Annotated in this window: 17 protein-coding genes; 12 read left to right on the top strand and 5 right to left on the bottom strand. The window is 46.2% G+C overall.

The window, feature by feature from the left end; translation table 11 throughout:
• The first annotated feature begins 1 nt into the window (after position 1).
• From NQ502_RS06135 to NQ502_RS06105, 7 genes are all read left to right on the top strand, one after another.
• Positions 2-583 carry an HNH endonuclease signature motif containing protein gene (locus tag NQ502_RS06135; protein WP_028530471.1) on the top strand — a complete coding sequence of 194 codons (582 nt, stop codon included), beginning with the start codon at positions 2-4 and terminating at the stop codon, positions 581-583.
• 189 nt (positions 584-772) lie between these two features.
• Positions 773-919: a hypothetical protein gene (locus NQ502_RS06130; RefSeq protein WP_169579938.1), complete on the top strand. Its 147-nt coding sequence runs from the start codon at positions 773-775 to the stop codon at positions 917-919.
• 89 nt (positions 920-1,008) lie between these two features.
• Positions 1,009-1,554 carry a hypothetical protein gene (locus NQ502_RS06125; RefSeq protein ID WP_028530472.1) on the top strand — a complete coding sequence of 182 codons (546 nt, stop codon included), beginning with the start codon at positions 1,009-1,011 and terminating at the stop codon, positions 1,552-1,554.
• A 24-nt stretch (positions 1,555-1,578) separates the two neighbouring features.
• Positions 1,579-2,226 (top strand): response regulator transcription factor, encoded by a 648-nt coding sequence (locus tag NQ502_RS06120; RefSeq protein ID WP_028530473.1) that lies wholly within the window; start codon positions 1,579-1,581, stop codon positions 2,224-2,226.
• A gap of 2 nt (positions 2,227-2,228) precedes the next feature.
• Complete coding sequence (locus NQ502_RS06115) at positions 2,229-3,368, top strand: sensor histidine kinase (protein ID WP_028530474.1); 1,140 nt, start codon at positions 2,229-2,231, stop codon at positions 3,366-3,368.
• A gap of 69 nt (positions 3,369-3,437) precedes the next feature.
• Complete coding sequence (locus NQ502_RS06110; RefSeq protein ID WP_044983694.1) at positions 3,438-4,820, top strand: sodium-dependent transporter; 1,383 nt, start codon at positions 3,438-3,440, stop codon at positions 4,818-4,820.
• Between the two features lie 100 nt (positions 4,821-4,920).
• Positions 4,921-5,592 (top strand): HAD family hydrolase, encoded by a 672-nt coding sequence (locus tag NQ502_RS06105; protein ID WP_044983696.1) that lies wholly within the window; start codon positions 4,921-4,923, stop codon positions 5,590-5,592.
• A 96-nt stretch (positions 5,593-5,688) separates the two neighbouring features.
• Here NQ502_RS06105 and NQ502_RS06100 read toward each other — a convergent pair whose 3' ends face one another.
• Positions 5,689-6,681: an ABC transporter substrate-binding protein gene (locus NQ502_RS06100; RefSeq protein ID WP_028530477.1), complete on the bottom strand. Its 993-nt coding sequence runs from the start codon at positions 6,679-6,681 to the stop codon at positions 5,689-5,691.
• Positions 6,682-6,837: 156 nt separating this feature from the next.
• On the opposite strand from NQ502_RS06100, the gene proC reads away from it, so the two are divergent.
• Positions 6,838-7,632: a pyrroline-5-carboxylate reductase gene (gene proC, locus NQ502_RS06095; RefSeq protein ID WP_028530478.1), complete on the top strand. Its 795-nt coding sequence runs from the start codon at positions 6,838-6,840 to the stop codon at positions 7,630-7,632.
• On the opposite strand, the gene NQ502_RS06090 is transcribed toward proC, so the two are convergent.
• The 4 genes from NQ502_RS06090 to NQ502_RS06075 form a co-directional block, all read right to left on the bottom strand.
• Positions 7,627-7,869, bottom strand: a complete 243-nt coding sequence (locus NQ502_RS06090) for a helix-turn-helix domain-containing protein (RefSeq protein WP_028530479.1) — start codon at positions 7,867-7,869, stop codon at positions 7,627-7,629. The two genes, proC and NQ502_RS06090, sit on opposite strands and share 6 nt — an antisense overlap.
• 201 nt (positions 7,870-8,070) lie before the next feature.
• On the bottom strand, positions 8,071-8,310 hold the full coding sequence (locus NQ502_RS06085; RefSeq protein WP_028530480.1) for a helix-turn-helix transcriptional regulator: 240 nt from the start codon (positions 8,308-8,310) through the stop codon (positions 8,071-8,073).
• Between the two features lie 181 nt (positions 8,311-8,491).
• Entirely contained in the window at positions 8,492-8,944 is a 453-nt protein-coding gene (locus NQ502_RS06080) for a CYTH domain-containing protein (protein WP_028530481.1), read from the bottom strand.
• Positions 8,945-9,067: 123 nt separating this feature from the next.
• A complete protein-coding gene (locus tag NQ502_RS06075) occupies positions 9,068-9,409 on the bottom strand; it encodes a helix-turn-helix transcriptional regulator (protein ID WP_028530482.1) in 342 nt (113 codons plus the stop codon).
• Between the two features lie 163 nt (positions 9,410-9,572).
• On the opposite strand from NQ502_RS06075, the gene NQ502_RS06070 reads away from it, so the two are divergent.
• The 4 genes from NQ502_RS06070 to clpP all read left to right on the top strand — a co-directional run bounded on the left by NQ502_RS06070 (position 9,573) and on the right by clpP (position 12,506).
• Positions 9,573-9,791, top strand: a complete 219-nt coding sequence (locus NQ502_RS06070) for a hypothetical protein (protein ID WP_028530483.1) — start codon at positions 9,573-9,575, stop codon at positions 9,789-9,791.
• 117 nt (positions 9,792-9,908) lie between these two features.
• The gene (locus NQ502_RS06065) at positions 9,909-10,460 is read left to right on the top strand and encodes a DJ-1 family glyoxalase III (protein WP_028530484.1); all 552 of its coding nucleotides are present in this window, start codon (positions 9,909-9,911) and stop codon (positions 10,458-10,460) included.
• A 149-nt stretch (positions 10,461-10,609) separates the two neighbouring features.
• A complete protein-coding gene (gene tig / locus NQ502_RS06060; RefSeq protein WP_028530485.1) occupies positions 10,610-11,896 on the top strand; it encodes a trigger factor in 1,287 nt (428 codons plus the stop codon).
• A 28-nt stretch (positions 11,897-11,924) separates the two neighbouring features.
• Positions 11,925-12,506, top strand: coding sequence for an ATP-dependent Clp endopeptidase proteolytic subunit ClpP (gene clpP, locus NQ502_RS06055; RefSeq protein WP_028530486.1), 582 nt, complete (start codon positions 11,925-11,927; stop codon positions 12,504-12,506).
• Positions 12,507-12,588 lie beyond the last annotated feature (82 nt).

Below are 12,588 nucleotides of genomic sequence, written 5' to 3'. Positions count from 1 at the left end.
TGTGAGAATACATGGAGAGAAAATGCTTGAGCGTAGATTAGAGATAGATTTGCGGTCAGATTATCATGACTATTTACCAGAGTTAAGAGAAGATTTTCAACATATATGTGGCTATTGTGGTAAAACAGAATCGATAACTAAAAATGCATTTGAAATTGATCATTTTATACCAGTAAAATACGCAAAAGAGAAAAAGAATGATTATAGAAATTTAGTATATTCCTGTTATGTCTGTAACCGTAAGAAATCAGACAAATGGCCATCAAAAGATTCACAGGTTCAATTTAGCGATAATAAGGGAATTGTCGATCCTGTATCAAATGATTATGACAATCATATAGAAAGATGTGAAAATGGAGAAATACATGGAAAAACAGATGTAGGACGATATATGGTAGAAGAAGTTTTTAAGTTTCCTATACGGCCAATACGAGAGGTATGGCAACTTATGAGTTTGATGGAAAAGAAAAAACGACTGCGGGAAAAAATAAAGACTTATAAAAGGAATGATATTCAAGCATATATTGAAATGGATGAAATGCTGGAAATATTAGAGCGAATATTATTTGAGAATAAGGAGTAGTACATAAGTGTTTAAGGCGCTTGAGAATCTATTTGGATTTTTGCATCTATTTAATAAAATATAACTGTCTTGTTAGCAATAACTTAACTCATTCTATCGTATCTGAGCTGTTAATAGCCAACAATCCCCATAAATTCATTAAAAAATCTTCAAAAACTTTTTTGCAACTATTTGACACAAGAGGGAATCGTGCGGAGAAATGATCCCTATCTATACAGCGAAAAGGTCAAGGCATACCTGATCAGAGGTGCGAAGGAACTGCCGGGATTTGAGAGCTTTCCGAATCCGCAGGTTGGATATGGGGCGCTGTGCGTGCGGGACAGTCTGCCGGTGTAAAATCTTTTATGATTTTGGGAGTGATGTTACAACTCCGAAACAACTGCCTCCTATAATGAGCTTACAACGAAGGCAAGGAGGTTTTAAGTATGAGAAAGGGAACGATGAGAGCAAACAGGATAATCGTGCTATCGGCAGTGACGGCATTTGCCATAACGCTGACGACCGGAGGGATTCTGGCATTTGCGCAGCATAGCGCGCAGGACGAAATACTTGCGCAGTCACAGCAGGAACTTGAGGACGACCTGGAGGGGCAGATCGTCTGGACGGCCCCGGGCCGGGATTCTCTGTATAAGGATTCAGAGTTTGTGGATGCGGACATTCTGCAGCAGGTCTGTGAGCAGTATGGATTGAATTATGACACAGTCACACTTAGGGAAGTCAGCAGAGAGGCATTTGACTATGAGTATGCACTGAATGCAAAGAGTACAGAAGGTGAAAAAACCATGCAGGAGCTGGCAGCTGACATCGGAGATATCTATGCGTTTGAGGCCGAAAGTGCCCAGGCTGTCATCGATGAAGTGTGTGAAGCGGGTGATCTGGATGCTGCATCAGCACAGGTGAAGGATCTGAGTGTGGAACAGCTGATGGAGATTCAGGAGCGGGCGTATGAGACTTCGGATCATCCCAAGTGAATAAAGGAGACGGGGGAGCAAGGTTTGGCTGAAATACTGATCGTGGAAGATGAACCGGGAATCAATGAGCTGATGAGAAGAACACTCGAAATGGTAGGCCACAGGAGCTTCCAGGCATTTACGGGCCAGGAGGCTCTGAAGCTTGTTGAACAGCACGCGGTAGATCTTGTGCTTCTGGATATCAATCTGCCGGATGGAAGCGGATTCGGGCTGATCCGGCAGTTTGAGAAGCTGCCGGTCATCTACGTGACTGCACGCGGGGACGTTCAGGACAAGGTAAAAGGACTTTACAGCGGTGCGCAGGACTATATTGTGAAGCCCTTTGATGTCGAAGAACTTCTGGCGAGAGTACAGGTTGTACTCAGGCGTTTTCACAGAGAAACCGTGGAGTACCGGATCGGGGATGTGGAAATCAATGTACAGACCCGTACAGTTGCTGTTATGGGTGAGAAAGAAGAATTGACCAGCCGGGAATTTGAGCTGCTGAAAACGCTTGTTCAAAATCAAAATATTGCTTTGTCCAGAGAACGGCTTCTGGAGATAGCATGGGGTATGGATTATGAAGGGGAAGAACGGACTGTGGATGTGCACATACAAAGACTGCGTAAAAAACTGCATCTGGAGGATGTGATACGGACGGTTTTTAAATACGGCTACCGTCTGGAGGTTTGATCATGCAGATATGGAAGAAGAATTTTATGGTGACCTTCATATTGTTTGTATTAATCATCAATGCAGGGACCTTTTTTCTGGTGGCAGCTGTTCACAGAAACGAATTTCAAAGAGAGGCCGACAGCGCCGTGATGGAGGCGCTTAATATAGGTGCGACAGCCGCTGCACTGTCCGGTTTTGAGGCGGGGGCAGGGCGAATTGCCCAGATGGGTATCAAATACCGGGAAAATGGTACATATATACAGATCAGAGGACAGGATTTGGAGGAGGGACCGGAAGTCATCAGTATGCTACCGTTCCAGATGGAATTTACGGGTGAGACACGAGTCTGGCAGCAAAAAACTGAGGGACGCTATTATCTGGGAATTGAAGACACTGTGTATGACAATGAAATAAATCTTCACATTTTGTCACTGAGGGATATCACAGAATTCTGCAGAAACCAGATATTCCGGAGCTGGAGTTATGTTCTGGGGGCACTGTTACTTTCTGCCGGAACCGGTATATTTTTATATACAACAATGCGAAGAATATACCGGCCGGTGAATAACATTGCGCATGAACTGCGGACACCCCTCACCAGCATACAGGGTTATGCGCAGTATTTGAAAGCAGGAAAGCTGAATGAGGAGGATATCTTCTTCGCAGGGGGACAGATCGAACATGATGCCAGAAACCTGAGAGATATCGTGGACAAGCTGCTGATCATGGGCAGTGTGAGAGAAGGGGAGATTAAGACAGAGTCTGTTTTGGCGGAGGAGCTTTTGTCAGAACTGAAAAGGAAGTATCCCGCAGTCAGAATGAACTGCAGGACGGATACGGTTACAGGGGACAAAACACTGCTTCTGTGTCTGATGGACAATCTGCTCTCCAATGCGGTAAGGGCAGGAACACAGGCCGAACTTATACTGGAGGAACACAGAATCATCGTGAAGAATGACGGACCTCCCATAGACAGCAGGAAACTGGCGGCTCTGAACCGGGACCTCAGGCTTGGAAAGGGTGAAGTTGAGGGTAATGGTTTCGGAGTTTCGCTGTGTCATGAGATCGCAAGGCTTCACAAAGCTAGACTGAAATTTGAGTCGGATCACCGAAGAGGGACTGTTGTAACTGTGCAGTACTTTGGTACTTTAAAACGTTAATCTTTGTGTTTGATAAAGAATTGGGTTTTTGTTACAATAAAAAGATCAAACGTAGGGAGGAACTTCATAGTGAATGGGAGAGAACAGTTTAAGTCGCGGCTGGGATTTTTGCTGCTGTCGGCAGGGTGTGCGATCGGTATCGGAAATGTCTGGAGATTTCCGTATGTGGTAGGGCAAAACGGAGGCGGAATCTTTGTCTTGTTCTATCTTTTGTTTCTGGTAATTATGGGGGTGCCGATTCTGAGCATGGAATTTGCCGTCGGCCGTGCCAGCAAGAAAAGTCCGGTGAGGGCGTATCAGGCGCTGGAGAAGCCGGGCCAGAAATGGCATCTTCACGGCTATGTTGCACTGCTTGGAAATTACGGACTGATGATGTTTTACACAACGGTTGCCGGGTGGATGCTGTATTACTTTTATGGATTTTTGACGGGGAAATTTTCGGGGGTTTCGTCAGAGCAGGTCGGGAGTGTGTTTAATGACATGCTGGCAAGCCCCTCCACGAACATCATATGGATGGTGATCGTTGTCGTGCTTGGGATCGTGGTCTGTTCTTTCGGGCTTCAAAATGGTGTAGAACGCATCACGAAGATTATGATGATCGGGCTCCTCACTCTGATGGTCGTGCTTGCTTTTCGCGGACTCACGCTGGACGGAGGACTGGACGGACTTCGTTTCTATCTGCTCCCGGATCTTGAAAAGGTGAGGGCGATCGGAGAGGGGAATTTGCTTCTCGGGCTTTTCAGCGTCATAGTGGCAGCCATGAACCAGTCGTTTTTTACGCTGAGCCTTGGAATCGGCGCAATGGCGATTTTCGGAAGTTATCTTGGCAAGGATAAGCGTCTGCTGGGCGAGGCGGTCAATGTTGCAGTTCTGGACACTTTTGTGGCAATCGTTGCAGGGCTGATTATCTTTCCGGCGTGTTTTGCATTTGGGGTCAGCCCAGACAGCGGACCGAGCCTGATCTTCATCACGCTGCCGAATGTATTTCTTGAGATGCCGGGCGGAAGAATCTGGGGAACACTGTTCTTTCTGTTTATGTCGTTCGCGGCGTTCTCAACAGTCATCGCTGTATTTGAGAATATCATAGCCTGCTGCATGGAAATGTGGAATATTGACAGAAGAAAGGTAGCAGCAATTAATCTGGTTCTGATCATTCTTCTTTCGCTGCCGTGTGCGCTTGGATACAATGTGCTGAGCGGGATTCAGCCGCTTGGAGAGGGCAGCGCGATCTTAGACCTGGAGGATTTCATCGTCAGCAATGTGCTTCTCCCGCTGGGGTCTCTGGTTTATCTTGTGTTCTGTACCTGGAAGTGGGGATGGGGATTCAAGAATTATCAGGCTGAGGCAAACCAGGGAAGCGGACTGTCGGTCCCGGGCTGGCTGAGGGGATATGTGACCTATGTGCTGCCTGTCCTGGTGTTTGCACTGTTTTTGCAGGGTATCCTGCGCTGACTAAATAACGGCCGTTTCTGCAGGGGCAGGCGGCAGCAGAGAGAATCCCGCTGTGCGGGGTTCTTTTCTTAATGAATGATCACAGAAAAAGGGGATGCGGATGAAAGGCAGAAGAATAGATGCGGTTGTATTTGATATGGACGGGATCATGTTTGACAGCGAACGGATTGTGCAGTATTCGTGGGACATTGTCGGTGAGAAAATGGGATACGGAAAACTGGGGCATCACATTTATCACACAATGGGTCTGAACGTCGTAAAGCGGGAAGCATATTTCAAATCGTGTTTTGGAGACGGGTTTCCGTTTGCACAGTTTTGTGAGGAGTACCGCAAAGTTTTCCAGGCATACGTGGATGAGAACGGACTGTCGGTGAAAGAGGGGCTTTATGAACTGCTCAGGTTTTTGAAGGAGGAGAACATAAAACGCGCAGTGGCGACCTCTTCCAGCCACGACCGCACGCTGAAAAATCTGAAAGGCGCCGGGATTCTGGAGGATTTTCAGGCTGTGATTACCGGGGGGATGGTGGCAGAGGCAAAGCCGTCACCCGAGATCTACCTGAAAGCATGTGCGGCTCTTGAGGTACCGCCTGATAAGGCGCTCGCACTGGAAGATTCATATAACGGTATCCGGTCTGCGCATGACGCCGGTATGAAGGTGGTAATGATCCCGGATCTGCTCACCGATTCATCGCCGGTGGATGACCTGATCGATGCAAAGCTGGGGACGCTGTCGGAGGTGGCGCGCTGGATGAATATTGTACCAGAAAATTGAACAATGACGAAAGCCTGTTCTGAATTTCCCCGGGAAAGAGATCGCCGGAAAAACCCGAGACTGACAGCGGGGTTTTCCGGCGGATTGCAACGCCGCTTACTCGGCAGCTTTCTCGGCATAAACTGTAGTAACCAGATCGCCATAAGACGTGCGGCTGTCGAGCTCTCCCGCAGTTTCGAGAATATCCTGCAGAAGCTCAAAGCTCTTTTCTTCAAAAATAAGATTGTCTTTCCAGGTTTCCTGATCATTATAGCGTTTTACGATAGTAGTCAATGTATCAAGGTCTGTCTCTTCGAACTGCGGCTGAATGACTCCGGCAATTTCTTCGGCGGAATGAGAGTTTACATAATCCATACCCCGCTGCATGGCATTCGTAAACTTCTGGATGATGTCCGGGTGCTTTTCCATATAACTGCCTTTTGTACTGTAGGCTGTATAGGGAACATAACCGGAATCAACTCCCAGGGAAGCGACGACGTATCCGGCACCTTCCTGCTCCAACAGAGTTGCACCCGGCTCGAACTCAACGGTAAAATCAGCCTGCCCGCCTGAAAAAGCAGCTGCTGTGGAGCCGAAATCAATACTCTGATCGATATTCATATCTTTTTCCGGGTCCAGACCGTTCTGCTTCAGGATGTACTCGAAGACCATCTGCGGCATTCCGCCTTTTCTTCCTCCCAGTATATCATGGCCTTTCAGATCCGACCATTTGAAATCATCCATCGGCTCCCGGGCGACTAGGAAATTTCCGGCACGCTGTGTAAGCTGTGCGAAATTGACAACAGGGTCTTTCGCACCTTCCAGGGAAGTGTAGATAGATGCTTCGGCGCCCATGAAACCAATATCAGCTTCACCGGAGAGGACAGCAGCCATTGTTTTGTCCGCACCATATCCGGTGACGAGTTCCAGGTCGAGGCCCTCCTCTGCGAAGTAACCATTTTCTATGGCAACATACTGGGGAGCATAGAAGATAGAATGCGCTACTTCATTCAGCGTAACCCTGGTAAGGGTCTCATCCTTGCTGCAGCCGGACAGGAACACACCGCACAGCAGCAGGACTGTGACACAGGCGATCAGCCACTTTTTCATAACATACCTCCAACATAATTCTAATGATATAATATATTATAAAAAACCTCAAAAGGTGAGTGGGGTTTGAAAATTCATCTTGTTTCATAACCGGAATGCGAGTAAAATGAAACAAAAGTGAACCATATTGAATAGATAAAAATGGAGGAGAAAATTATGAAACTGGGCTTTATCGGATGTGGAAATATGGGTTCTGCAATTATGAACGGCATTTTAAACTGCCGGATGGTGACGCCGGATGAGATCATGGTGTCAGATAAAAATGAGCAGGCCATCATGAAGGCAAAGCAGGAGAAGGGGGTACTGGGTACTGCAGATAACTGTACTGCGGTGGGGTTTGCCGATATTTTATTTCTCGCGGTAAAACCGCAGTATTATGAGGATGTACTTGCAGAGATTAAAGATGCACTCAGTGACAGGCAGATCATAGTTTCCATCGCACCAGGGAAAACACTGGACTGGATCGGAGAACGTCTGGGTGAAAAACGCAAAATCGTGCGGACCATGCCAAACACGCCTGCACTTGTCGGCGAGGGAATGACAGGGGTGTGCAGAAACCAGAATGTGGCGGATCAGGAGATGGAAACCGTGCTGAAGATTCTCAAAAGTTTCGGTAAGGCAGAGGTGGTCCCTGAAAATCTGATGGATGTGGTTGTATCGGTGAGCGGCAGTTCGCCGGCGTATGTATTCATGTTTATTGAGGCTATGGCAGATGCCGCAGTAGCTGATGGAATGCCGAGGGCACAGGCGTATGAATTTGCAGCGCAGTCAGTGCTCGGCAGTGCAAAACTGATGCTGGAGACGGGGAAACATCCGGGTGAGTTAAAAGATATGGTCTGCTCCCCAGGAGGAACGACCATCGAGGCAGTGCGCGTCCTGGAGAAGCAGGGTTTCAGAAGTTCTGTGATCGAGGCCATGAAAGCCTGTGTCAGAAAAGCAAAAGGATTATAATGCGTTGTCGCGGAAATCAAATAAATCCTTCATGGAGACATCGAGTGCTTCGGCAATATCGAACAGCTTATTTAAGGAAATAGAAGTTTTTCCGTTTGGAGCTTCGATGTTGCTCATATGCGTTTTGCTGATATGTACGGCTTCAGCCAGCTCCATCTGAGTCATGCCTCTTACCTTTCGGTAGTAGGCTATGGTCAGTCCTAACAGGCGAAGTTCGTTCATTCGTTTGTAGTCCATGTTGTCAAGTCCCCTTTCCTGCAATCTATACCTATAGTGTAGACTTTTAAAGGGGAATGAAAACAAAGCCAAAGGGAGAGAATGCAAAGTAAAAATGTGCATAAGGCAAGAGGAAAGCCGTATAAGATAAATAAAGCATGGCAAATACCGTGGAGGAGGCGGTTTTGTCATGCTTTTATTCTGGGTTTTTGATATTGTTTTTTAAGCATTGCCGCGAAAATCGAATAAATCCTTCATGGGGACCTCGAGTGTTTCAGCGATATCGAACAGCTTATTTAATGAAATGGATGTTTTTTCGTTGGGCGCCTCAATGTTGCTCATATGTGTTCTGCTGATATTCACGGCTTCCGCAAGTTCCAGCTGAGTCATTCCCCTCAGTTTTCGGTAATAGGCAATGGTAAGACCCAATAGGCGCAGTTCATTCATTCGTTTGTAATCCATGTTGTCAAATCCCCTTTCCTGCAATCTATACTTATAGTGTAGACATTTGAAAAGGAATGAAAACAAACAGATAAGCTGCAAATGCAAATAAATAATTTGCATACAACAGGAAAAAGATTAAAAAAAACAAATCAGGCATGGCAAAACCGGTAAAAACAATATGCTGCCATGCCTGATTCGTCTAAGTAGCGTCAAACAGACTCAGAGTGCTGTTCTGATAGCGTGGGGAATGTGTGACATCCTCGCCGAACCAGTCGGGGGGTGTGAATGCGGCTGCGGCTTCTTCTGTGGGGAATTCCACCTCTGCAAGCCGTAGTGTCTCGTAAGGAAAATCAAACATATCAAGCTCGATTTTCAAATCGTCGGAGAGTGGAATCACGTAGCGTGTCTTGGAAAGTATGATGCCGTCGGCCTTTTTTCTCAGATGCAGATAGGATTCTTCTGTCAGGGGCAGGTTATATTCTTCACGTGACAGAAAGCCCTTTGATTTATAAGTAAGAATGTATTCATCATTCTGTCGGCGAACCCTGACGACAGGGTCGGTACAAAGGTAAGCCTGTTCAATTCTCAGTGCCTGATATTCCAGCAGATTTTCCGGCAGAGACCGGATTAAAAATTTACGTTCAATTTCCATGCGGCGGACCTCCTTTTCCAGTAGTATACCACATTTAACCTGAAATATGAAAAAAGCTAAGAACATGCAATGTTAAACATTGCAAAAGCAAATAAACAGTGATATAATGGAGCTGATAACAGATCAGTCTGGCATTGCTTTCTTAAAAGCTATAAATTGACGGATTTCTTTTTGGGACGATTCAGGCAGGGAGAGATAGTCCGTGATGAGGTCCGTAATCGAATAAAAGTCCGGGTCTGCAGTGCCGCCGGCAGCAGCGGTGATATCATGAAGCAGATAATCAACAGTAACTTTGAAAATTGCTGCAATTTTAGAAAGCATATCGATACTGGGTATGCGGTTACCGTTTTCATAATTGGCATAAGACTGTCGCTGGATATTCAGTTTTCTGCCCATATCAGCCTGTGTATAACCATGAGCTTTGCGAAGTGTCTTCAAATTATGTTGTAATAATTCCGGCTGCATATAATACCTCCCTGTCTTTTGGCTATTATAGCAAAGTGAAGTTTGGAATTCAGAGATAGCAACCAAATGAATACAACAATGAGAAAAATGAAATAAAAAAGCAACGAAACGTTGCTATCTTGCCCGGCGTTTTGTTATGATAAACAGGAGAAGGGGGGATTTTATGGCCGGGATATCTGAAAAACGATCAGGATGCAGGAAAAACAGGCCGCCCCTGCTGCATTCACACACAAAGGCGCTGATATTCACGGGTCTGTCCGTCGGCAGAAAGGCCGAAAATGCATTGGACATCAGCCCCGCAGAGGAATGGATGTTTCTTAAATATAAGGAAGTGATAAGAAAAAGAATCATGAACAGAATTAATTCACTTGTAGAACAATGAGAATCCTGCTTCCGGGATTCTTTTTTGTTTTACAGAAAGTGGACTTGTCGCCACAGTTCTGATATAATGATACCGTTGGTTTTAAAACGAAACAAAAATGGAATTGGAGGAGTGAACATGGCAAAAGTATATATGTTTTTAGCAGATGGATTTGAAGAAGTGGAAGGCCTTACTGTGGTAGATCTTTTAAGAAGAGCAGAAATTGAAGTTGTAATGACCTCCATTATGGGGCGTCAAGAAGTCACGGGGACGAACGGAATCACCGTGAAGGCCGATAGATTATTTGAAGATGTGAATGTATCTGATGCGGATATGCTAGTTCTGCCGGGAGGACAGCCGGGGACGACAAATCTTGGAGCGCACAAGCCGCTGGCAGAGTTATTACTTAAATGGAATTCAGAAGGCGGCAGGCTGGCTGCGATCTGTGCTGCGCCTACGGTATTTGGTGGTCTTGGACTGCTCAAAGGAAAGAAAGCTACCTGTTATCCGGGATGTGAAGGCGGACTGGACGGGGCGCATACGACCGAAGAACGTGTTGTGACAGACGGAAACATTACCACCAGCCGCGGTGTTGGAACCGCTATTGCATTTGGTCTGGAACTGATCGCCATCCTTGTGAATAAAGAGACTGCGGATAAGATCAAAACATCGATTGTTTACGGCCATTGATCGTGGTAACTTGGATTTTTGAGCGGTACGCTCAAGATTTGCAAAAAGTACTGGAATTTTTTCGGGTCTTATGCTATACTACAAAAATGACTGTAAGTATGGAGAAGTGAAGACATTTTTCATATAGAGAACGAGGAGGAAGCAGCAAAATGAGCGTACAGGTTGAAAATTTAGAGAAAAATATGGCAAAACTGACAATCGAGGTGTCAGCAGAAGAACTTGAAAAAGCAATTCAGGGAGCATACCTGAAACAGAAGAGCAAAATCAACATGCCGGGCTTCCGCAAAGGAAAGGCTCCGCGTGCGATGGTTGAGAAAATGTATGGCGTAGGTATCTTTTATGAGGATGCCGCCAATGCGCTGATTCCGGAAGCATATTCCAAAGCAGTTGACGAGAGCGGACTGGACATCGTATCCCAGCCTTCCATCGATGTGGTACAGCTGGAAAGCGGAAAACCGTTCGTGTTTACTGCTGAAGTTGCAGTGAAGCCGGAAGTAACCCTTGGGGAATATAAAGGCCTTGAAGTTCCGAAAGCAGAACTGGAAGTTTCCGAGGAGGATATTGCAGCAGAGCTGAAAAAAGAGCAGGAAGCTAATTCCCGCATTGTAGACGTAGACGACAGAGCCGTAGAAAACGGCGATACTGTAAAACTGGATTTTGAAGGATTTGTGGACGGAGAGGCATTCGCCGGAGGAAAAGGCGATGACTATCCGCTGGTGATCGGATCCAATTCATTTATTCCCGGTTTTGAAGAACAGCTTATCGGCGCCAAAATCGGTGAACCGGTTGAGGTCAACGTAACGTTCCCGGAAGAGTATCAGGCGGAAGAACTCGCAGGAAAACCTGCAGTGTTTAAATGCAAGGTAAACAAAATCGAAATGAAAGAGCTTCCGGAACTGGATGATGATTTCGCCAAAGATGTTTCTGAATTTGATACACTGGAAGAATACAAAGCTGACATCAAAGAAAATCTCACTAAGAAAAAAGCAGAAGATGCAAAACGTGCAAAAGAAGACGCTGCTGTAGAAAAGGCAGTCGAAAATGCTCAGATGGAGATACCGGAGCCGATGCTTGAAAATCAGGTCAATCAGATGATTGATGATTTTGCAAGAAGAATGCAGTCTCAGGGACTTTCCATGGAACAGTACGTGCAGATCACGGGCTCGACACCGGATATGATGAGGGAGCAGATGAAACCTCAGGCTATGCAGCGTATCCAGAGCAGACTGGTTCTTGAAAAAATAGCTGAAGCTGAAAATATTCAGATCGCTGATGAGAGACTTGATGAAGAAATCGCTAAAATGGCAGAGATGTACAAGATGGAAGCAGACAAGTTAAAAGAGCTGATGGGCGATTATGAAAAAGAGCAGATGAAGAAAGATATGGCTGTCCAGGAGGCGGTTACACTGATCGCTGAGGCAGCAAAAGAAGTCTAATATCTTTTTCGGTTAAGGAGAGTGTAGAATGAGTTTAGTACCTTATGTCATTGAACAAACCAGCCGCGGTGAACGGAATTACGATATCTATTCCCGCCTGCTGAAAGACAGGATCATTTTTCTCGGAGAAGAGGTTAATGATGTTACAGCCAGCCTTGTAGTGGCACAGCTCCTGTTCCTGGAGTCTGAAGACCCGGGTAAGGACGTCCAGCTGTATATCAACAGCCCGGGAGGATCTGTAACGGCGGGTATGGCTATTTATGACACGATGCAGTATATCAAGAGTGATGTTTCTACAATCTGTATCGGAATGGCTGCGAGCATGGGAGCATTTCTGCTTTCGGGCGGCACAAAAGGAAAACGTTTTGCGCTTCCGAATGCAGAGATCATGATTCACCAGCCTTCCGGCGGTGCTCAGGGACAGGCAACCGAGATTAATATCGTGGCAGAACACATTTTAAAAACACGCAGTAAATTAAATGCCATCCTGGCGCAGAACACGGGGCAGCCGATTGAGGTGATTGCAGCGGACACGGAAAGAGACAATTATATGTCTGCCGAGGAAGCAAAAGCATATGGCCTGATTGACGGAGTGATCGCGAACAGATAAGGTATGAAATTGTATAAGACTCCTGCTTGCCCGGCGGGGGTCTTATGTGGCATTTGCCCAAACATGGGTTTTGGAAAGGATA

The sequence above is a fragment of the Ruminococcus gauvreauii genome, assembly GCF_025151995.1.
GTDB classification, from domain to species: domain Bacteria; phylum Bacillota; class Clostridia; order Lachnospirales; family Lachnospiraceae; genus Ruminococcus_G; species Ruminococcus_G gauvreauii.
This window is presented reverse-complemented; position numbering and strand designations above follow the sequence as displayed.